Raw genomic sequence first — 2,903 nt, 5'->3', positions numbered from 1 at the left:
CAAGAAGATCTACGACTCGATCGCCACCTTGCAGACGGACCTTGATGCGTGGCTCGACCAGTACAACAATGAACGAGAGCATCAGGGGCGCTGGTGTTACGGCAAGACGCCGATGCGCACTTTCCTCGATTCGCTCGATCTCGCCAAGGAGAAACTCATCCCCCATTGACGACTCGTACTTTGTCGGCCCGACTACCTGTCAGATCAAGTCCCGGCTAATACATGTCATACATGCCGATCGGCCACCTGTACTACGTGCTCTGGCACACGTTCATCGTCTACCACGTCGGTCTCTTCTCGCTGCATGCGCTCGGCTATCAACCGGACATTCCGGCAATCGTTGCGCAAACGATGCATGTCGTCGACTTTTTCGCGGTCACGTGGCTCGGGCCGAATTTCGTGCGCAGCTTCTGCATCAACTTCATCAGCTCGAACATGCATTACTACGGCGATATCGATGCGCGCAACGTCATCCAGCAAACGCAGGTGTTGAACCCTTGGTGGCTGATTCCGATGCAGCTGTTCTGCTTCAACTTCGGCAGTACGCACGCGATTCACCACTTCGTCGTGCGCGATCCGTTCTACATCCGTCAGCTCACCGCGAAGCGCGCCCATGCGGCAATGCGCGCGGTCGGCGTGCGCTTCAACGATATCGGCACGTTCCGTCGTGCAAACCGCTGGAACGAAGCGCGCGCAGCGTAATCGGCGCCAAGGCGCTCGTTGCCGACGCATCATGCCGGGCCGCCCATGCGCGGCCCGCGCTGCTTTTTCCGCCCGTCTTTCGGCTTACAGCAGCGGGCAAGCCGTGACGTGCGTGCCGCGCTCGACGCATGCCCGCTCGTATTCGCGCAGATAGGCACGCTCGCCGTCCGTCAGCAACGTTAGATCGATCAGATCCCAGTCGTAGCCGACGGTCACGAGATTTTCGAATGTCACCTTGTCCGGTTCCGTCTCGCTCGGATGAATGACGACGATGTTCTCGATTCGCACGCCCCCCTTGCCCGGCAAGTAAATGCCCGGCTCGATCGAAATCACCGCATTGGGCACCAGCCCATATGACGACACGGGACTGAACCGCACGCCGCTCTCGTGCACGTGGATGCCAACCCCATGCCCGGTGCCGTGGGCATAATCGTAGCCATACTTGCGGCATACCTCGCGCACCGCGGCGTCCACATCGGCACCCGACGCATCCTTCGAAAAATGCGTGACAAGCCCCTTGATGCAGGCCTTCAGCGCAACCGTATAAATTTCGCGCTGCCACGGCTGCGCTTGCGTATCCGGCCGGCTCCGGCGCAGCACGACGCGCGTGCAGTCAGTCGCAAAGCCGCCGTCGTAATACGCACCGCTATCGAGCAGCACGAGTTCGCCTTCGGTCAATTCGACATCGGCGCTCGCGGCCGCGTAGTGCGCGGACGCGCTGTTCGCGCCGTTTGCAGCAATGCTCGTAAAGCTCAGCGATACCGCGCCGCGCACACCGTAAGCATCGTTGATCATGCGCGCGAGATCGTATTCCGAATGCGTTCGCCCCGGCTCCCCTGTCTTTGCCCAACGCATCACTTCCGCAATTGCCGCACTGCTTCGCGCGAACGCATCGCGAAACTGAGCGAGCACTTCAGGCGTCTTGCTTGCCCGTACCGCCTCGATCGGGTTGTAGTCCAGATGGCGAGCGCCGGGCCAGACCCTGCGCATCACATCCGGTAGCGCGCAGTTAGCTACGTCGAAGCCGTAGCACAGGAACTCGACGTCGAATTGCGCGAGAAAGCGCTCGAGTTCGGCGATATCGCGGCGAATCACTGTCAGCGCCGGATAAGACCCAATCTCCACCCGGCAACGATCGACACCCTCCGGCAAAAACAGCACTGCAGCAGCGCCGACAACGAACACAAAGCCGAGATGCGACGATGTATACGGCAGATGATAGCCGCGGCTGTTCAGCAGATAACTCGCATCGTCTGCCATGCAGGTCAGGAATGCCGCCTTCGCCGACGGTTCGCCGAGATGCTCTCGGATTCGTTTATTCAGCATCGCGATGTTTTCTGCGATGCTCACGCCAGTCGTCGATTGCGGCACTTCGAAGATCGGACGCTCGACGCACCATCCCGGCAACGAAATCGCTTGATCGATTTCCCGATTCGCGAGACTTGTCCATTGCACGCCGAGCGCTTGCGTATCCAACAGCAAGCGCTGCCGCTGCGCGACGCTCATACGCAGCGAATCGTAGCCTGCCCGCTCGAGTCCGGCCTTATGTAGAACGAACCAATCTGCGATCGCTTGCCATATCGCTCCGTTCAGACTCACCTTCTCCACTTGCACGAACGCAGGATCGCACTGCCTTTCCGCTTGCAAATGATAGCGTCCATCGACGAACAGCACGAACTGCGGCACGCCGAGCCGCCGGGCTGCCGCCTCGCTCAGAAACAGGCCGGAGCCGGCCGATCCGTCGAACCCCGACAATGCATAACGTTGATTGTTGAGGCTAGGCAGATACTCGGTGAGATATTCGTCCTGCGAAGTGATCACGAGGACATCGAGCTGCAGCGTGTCCATTAGCCGCGACAGATCTGCATGGACCCGAGCGACTGGCGCACTGTAAAGAGGTAAGTCGGAGAAATTATATTTGAGCTGATCGATCATCAGATGCCCCATCGATATCGGTAGACGTGACGGCCTCTGCGCTCAGCGCCGCTGAACAAAAACTACATTTCGATTAAATTTACGTCAAGCTTAAATTTTTATAGCACTTAACTTCAGCCGATTTTTAGGCGGTTTTGCGGCATCATGGGCACTTGATTGCGGGGCAACGCGATCGACGTTTCGATTCAGGGCATAGCACTCCACCTTCCGCTGCCGATCTGACGAGAAGATCCACGATATGCCTTACGGATGGTGGGTATTCGCGT

1 protein-coding gene and 2 pseudogenes are annotated in these 2,903 nt (G+C 58.7%); 2 read left to right on the top strand and 1 reads right to left on the bottom strand.

Annotation, left to right across the window (positions count from 1 at the left end):
- Both WS68_RS27135 and WS68_RS00455 read left to right on the top strand, forming a co-directional pair.
- Nucleotides 1–169 (top strand): annotated as a pseudogene (locus tag WS68_RS27135) (IS481 family transposase); the annotation flags it as partial.
- Nucleotides 170–222: 53 nt separating this feature from the next.
- Nucleotides 223–702: pseudogene (locus tag WS68_RS00455) on the top strand (fatty acid desaturase); the annotation flags it as partial.
- An 84-nt stretch (nt 703–786) separates the two neighbouring features.
- On the opposite strand, the gene WS68_RS00450 reads toward WS68_RS00455, so the two are convergent.
- A complete protein-coding gene (locus tag WS68_RS00450; protein ID WP_059568947.1) occupies nt 787–2,637 on the bottom strand; it encodes a M24 family metallopeptidase in 1,851 nt (616 codons plus the stop codon).
- Between the last annotated feature and the right edge of the window lie 266 nt (nt 2,638–2,903).

This window comes from Burkholderia sp. TSV86 (genome assembly GCF_001522865.1).
Lineage (GTDB): Bacteria > Pseudomonadota > Gammaproteobacteria > Burkholderiales > Burkholderiaceae > Burkholderia.
This window is presented reverse-complemented; position numbering and strand designations above follow the sequence as displayed.

What these genes read in the sequence shown, in the direction of transcription:
- WS68_RS00450 (WP_059568947.1), bottom strand. Translation starts at nt 2,637, where the DNA reads ATGATCGATCAGCTCAAATATAATTTCTCCGACTTACCTCTTTACAGT.